We start from the raw sequence: 4,778 nt of genomic DNA on the forward strand, positions 1-4,778 counted from the left end.
CTAGCCAGCTCCTTGTTGTGCCACTGGTTGAAGGACTTGACTTTGCGGCCATCAATGATGAAGCTATGTCCTAAGTTACTAACGCACGTAAGCCAGTTGTTGACTCCGTGGTCAATTGCTAGAGCTTTTCTCGGATCCAGCGATTGGGGTCGAGCAGGCTTGGCATAGACCCACTCCAGGTACAACAACATAGGTGGCCTTTGGACGGCTAGCTCCAGTTGAACCTACCGGAGTAGGTTGCCTGGGCAGGCTAGTCTTTCCTTGCCCTTTTCCAGCTAAAGCTGGGGGTACTTGACCCAAACCCGTGGCTTTCCCAGCGATGGCTGGTTGCTGGCGATGCCGTTTTAGGGATCCCCCACCTCAAAAGCCCACAGCCCCCGCTCAGCCGGGATGCGGTGCAACTGCCCCTGGGGAAAGCGCCGCTGCAGCGCCGCCCCCTGTTGATCCCATACCCCCTCGTTCAGGAACAGGGTAAACGGCGGCTGTAGGTCTTGGGTCGGCAAGGCCTCCGGGGAAAAAACCTGCACCTCCTGCTCCGGCCCGGCAAAAAACTGGATCCAACTCTGCCAGTAGGGGGGTTCTCCCCAACTGAAATAGGGGTAGGCGGTGCTGGCCGCCAGGTAGAAGCGGTGGTCGGGATCCCCTTGTCGAGCCGCCACGTAGCGCCCGGTGGCTCCCACATCGTTGCCCTGGGTCCAGCCCTTGTGGACAAAATCCCCAAAAATGGCCAAGTTCCATCCCCCGATCAACAGGACCGCCCCCGCCATCGCCGCTGCCGGCAGCCAACCTCTTGCCCGGGATCCCCAACGTCCCAGGAGAGCAGCCAGCGCCTGGATCCCTTCCAGGGTTAGGTAGGCTACAAAGGGCAGGATCACCAGCAGGCGAGTGTAGTTGGGGGCTTTGGTGATGACCAAGCTAAAGAGCAGGTAGAGAAACAGGAAGCTGCCCAGGCAGAGCCAGTCGTGGGGTTGGCTGCGCCCTTTGAGAAGGCGGTAGAGCCCGGATCCCAGCCCCAGCCAGATCAAGACCCCTGTCAGGGGATCTACAAAGGCATGGCCGTAGTTGGGATAGATATAGCCCCGGTCGTGCTGGCTGGGGTCGTTGAACATACTTAGGCCGTTGCGGATGTTGCGCCACACCGCCTCGGCTGGCGTAGCGGCATTCACCCACATCTGCTGCAGCGCCCGCCCTTCTGGGAAAAAGAGAAATTGCTGGCGGGCATACTCGGCGCTCACTGGCGGAGCAGTGGCAGTGGCCACCAGAATGGGCGCAGCCACCAGGAAAAACCCCAGCGCCGCCGGCACCGTCAGCTTGGCCAAAGTCCAGAAGGGGTTGGCCTGCTTGTTTTCTCCTTGCAGATCCTCCCGGCCCAGGAGCAGGTAGAGGCCGCCAAACAGCAACCCCAGCAAGATCACCACCCGCCCCGGCAGATAGCCGTAGAGGGAGAAACCCGCTGCTCCTCCCCCCAAATACAAAAGCAGGGGATTCTTTTCCCGCACGCCCTTTAAGATCAAGGCCAGGGCTGCACACTCCACCAGCACAATCAGGTTCTCCCGCATCGCCATGCGGCTGATGCCCAGCAGAGCGTGGTTGGATCCCAGGAGAGCCGCCGCCGCCAAGGCCAGCCGGGGGTTCCAGAACGACCGAAAAAACCCGTAGGCCACCAGAATGGTGACAACCCCGAAGGTGGCATGCACCGTGCGCACATTCACCAGCGTGACTCCCCCCATCAGCCGCGTCAGGCCGCCAAAGAGGCTGAACATAAAGCGGGGAAAATAGAAGTACTCTGGCATCAGCCCAAAGATATCGGGGTAGCGTACCGCTGAAGCCCGCCGGGCCATGGAGGTGATGACAATCTCGTCGGTGTTGATCTGAAAGGGGATGTTGGCCAGGTCGTAGAGGTAGATGGGAGCAAAAACCAACGCCAATAGCCCCAGGTGCAGCAACTCCTGGCGCCAGCGCAGCCGCGTCGGATCCCAAGGGGGCTGAGCTGGGGGAAACTGGGCCACGTACAACCCCACCAACAGGATGCTCAACAACCAGATGCCAACCTGCAAGACGTGGTAGCCGAACAGCCCATACCCAAGGGTCAGGGCTATCCCCAAGCCCAAGCCGGATCCCAGCAGGGCCGGACGCCGAGAAGTTGCCAGCGTATCCCAAACCGCCATAGGACTGGAGTGAGGAACAGCACTGACCCCAGCCTACCAGGCCTCTGCCGGTGTTCGATCCCTCACCCCCGGCCCCTCTCTATGCAATATCAATAAGCAATATCAATAGCCCCGCATCGCCTCGGTCTCCCGCTCCAGTTCCGGCTCCACGAAGTTGGAGGGGTCGTAGAGGAAGCGGTTGACCTCGTCTTCAAGGCGGTAGATCTCAAAAGGCTGCAATTGCTTGCCAGTTCGCAGGGCCAGCAGGTAGCCATCCACCAGCAGGCGCAGCTCGTCAGTGCGCCGATAGCCGCGATGCCAACTGTCCACCAGCGCGTCGGTCAAAGCCTGATAGTGCCGGATCAACTTCGGGTCTTGCAACATGGGGTTCCCTTGCCCTGCTTGCTTCTATCCTAACGTTTGATGTCTGTTTGTGAGGAGGAGTTGCGAAGGGATGAGAAGCTGTGTTGTCTTAAACTGTCACTCCCCCTAACTCCCCTCGACAATGGGCAGATGCAGCCGCGAGGGGGTGTCGCTGCCGCTGTGAAGAGCGAGGGTGAGAATGCGGGCCTCGATGAGCCGCTCTTCTCGCATCCCCGTGCCTGTGTTAACGGGGTAGGCCGGGAAACAGGCCGCGCTAAGGCTGAGGCGCAGGGCGTGGCCGCGGGGAATGCGGATGCAGGTGGGCTGGCAAGGGATCCCAATGGGGGCCTTGGGCTGGGGATCCCGCAGCCGGCGGTAGCCCTGGGAAAAGTTATACACCTGGCCCTCCGGCCTCACCACCGAGAGCACGGCGCAGAGATCGAAACTGGGGCTGTCGGCTTCCACATACACTTCCACGAGAATGTCCCCTGCCAGGACGAGGTCGGTTGCCAGGGGAGAGGTGGTGTAGGTGAGAACATCGGCGCGGCAGTCGAGGGCAGAGCGCTCCTGCGGCCCGGCGGGATGGATGAGGTGGCCTCCTAGGGCCGGCACGGGTCGCCAGGGATCGTGAACAAAAGTATCCGACTGCTGCTTTGGTGGGGGCTCTGGGCGAAGGGATCCCTCTGCTTCAGAAAGGGCGGCCAGGCCGCTGCTGTGCAGGTAGAAAACCTTCGGCTCCGGCGTGGGCCAGGCCTCAAAGCTGCGCCAGCGGTTGGATCCCATCTCGAACAGGCGTACCGGCGGCTCTTGGAGGATCCCTGTGTCTTTGCCTTTGAGGAACTGGTCGAACCAGCGCACCTGCAGCCGATCGATGGGGCTGACGGCCTCGGGGCCAAAGTCCAGCGCCCCCACTTTGCGCCCCCAAGGCAGGTGGGCCCAGGGCCCGACAACCAGGTACTGAGGGTTTTGGCTGCGGGCGCTTATTTCCTTGTAAAGGCGCAGGCTGCCGGTTAGGTAGCTGTCGAACCAGCCGCCAATGTGCAACATCGGCAGATCCACCGCTTCCAGACGGGGGGAGAGCTGGCGCCAGTAGTCGTCGGGCTCGCTGTGCTCCAGCCAGTCAAAGTAATAGGACTGGGGCGCATATTGCTGCAGCACGCCTGGCTTGAGGGGGATGGGATCGTAAAGGGGCAGGTTGCGGGAGGCCTTGAAAAGGGCCTGGTAAGCGTTGGCATCGCCGCGCAGGCGCGCCCCCTCAGCTTCCAGTTGCAGGGCCCAACTGAGGTTGTTGTAGAAAGCGAAGGCTCCCCCCGGATAGGCGGCATCGGCGTAGAGATCGTAGGGCAGCATGGCTGGGCAGATGGCCTTCAGGGCGCTGGGACGGGTGGAGGCGGCATACAGTTGGGTCATGCCTTGGTAAGAAAAGCCGTACATACCCACCACACCGTTGCTCCCCGGCAAAGCGGCCGCCCAGTTGACGGCGTCGAACCCGTCCTCAGCTTCGTGGCGGAAAGGGTAGAAGGATCCCTTGGACGTGCCCCGCCCCCGCACATCCTGGACGACCACGATGTACCCGTGGGCCGCATACCAGCGCGGATGGGCGTATACTACCGTCGAGGCAATGGCCCGCCCGTAGGGTTGCCGCATCAGCAAGACCGGGTAGCTCCCCTCCCCTTCGGGGCGATAGACATCCGCGTCCAGTTGGATCCCGTCGCGGGTGAACATGGAAACGGTTTCTCGGGGGCGCACAGGCAGCATGGTCGGGTCAGTGGGGTCCATTGAAGAAGCCAAGGATCTCCACAGCAGGGGATAGGCGTATTTTAGGCTCAAGACCTGTAGCTCTTCCCTGCCCTGAAAGAGAAACCCGCAGCCAGGTGGATTGAGCTGTTGCTGGAGTTAGGCCAGCTCAGGAGGGCTTGTCGGAAGACCAGACCGAACCATCGGGCAGGATCGCCTCTTTCTAAAGAGGCAACACTTCGTAGGCTCTTGCCCGCACTTTCCACTCCGGGTCGGCTTGAGCAACCCGCAGCAGGAGCCGGATCCCTTTCTCGCCAAGGCCAGGCAGGGTTGCCAGAGCGCGCAGCTTGGCCTGTACCTTCTGCCCCAAGACAGGCAAGTTTTCCGGATTGGGCTCAGAGGGTGCGGAGGACATCGGACGGAGGAGTTGCCCGCAAAAGCTATGGCTACACCAGTCTAACAGCGGCTGGCCTGGAGAAGCCTCTTCGCGCTCGCATCCCGACTTGCACTATACTGTAGGAGCTAAGGTGT

At 61.5% G+C, this 4,778-nt stretch carries 5 protein-coding genes; all 5 read right to left on the minus strand.

Translation table 11 applies throughout. The features are described from left to right. Nucleotides 1–191 (minus strand): transposase (locus tag NW809_RS10770; protein ID WP_414402114.1); only part of this gene is annotated, 191 nt, incomplete at its 3' end. Between the two features lie 153 nt (nt 192–344). After that, nucleotides 345–2,168 carry a glycosyltransferase family 39 protein gene (locus NW809_RS10775; protein ID WP_414402115.1) on the minus strand — a complete coding sequence of 608 codons (1,824 nt, stop codon included), beginning with the start codon at nt 2,166–2,168 and terminating at the stop codon, nt 345–347. A 102-nt stretch (nt 2,169–2,270) separates the two neighbouring features. Beyond that, nucleotides 2,271–2,531 carry a DUF6761 family protein gene (locus NW809_RS10780; protein WP_011429921.1) on the minus strand — a complete coding sequence of 87 codons (261 nt, stop codon included), beginning with the start codon at nt 2,529–2,531 and terminating at the stop codon, nt 2,271–2,273. 105 nt (nt 2,532–2,636) lie between these two features. Beyond that, entirely contained in the window at nt 2,637–4,301 is a 1,665-nt protein-coding gene (locus NW809_RS10785; RefSeq protein ID WP_414402116.1) for a CocE/NonD family hydrolase, read from the minus strand. Nucleotides 4,302–4,470: 169 nt separating this feature from the next. After that, complete coding sequence (locus tag NW809_RS10790) at nt 4,471–4,662, minus strand: hypothetical protein (RefSeq protein WP_011429923.1); 192 nt, start codon at nt 4,660–4,662, stop codon at nt 4,471–4,473. Nucleotides 4,663–4,778: the final 116 nt, after the last annotated feature.

The organism is Synechococcus sp. WC101 (assembly GCF_047461555.1).
Classification (GTDB): domain Bacteria; phylum Cyanobacteriota; class Cyanobacteriia; order Thermostichales; family Thermostichaceae; genus Thermostichus.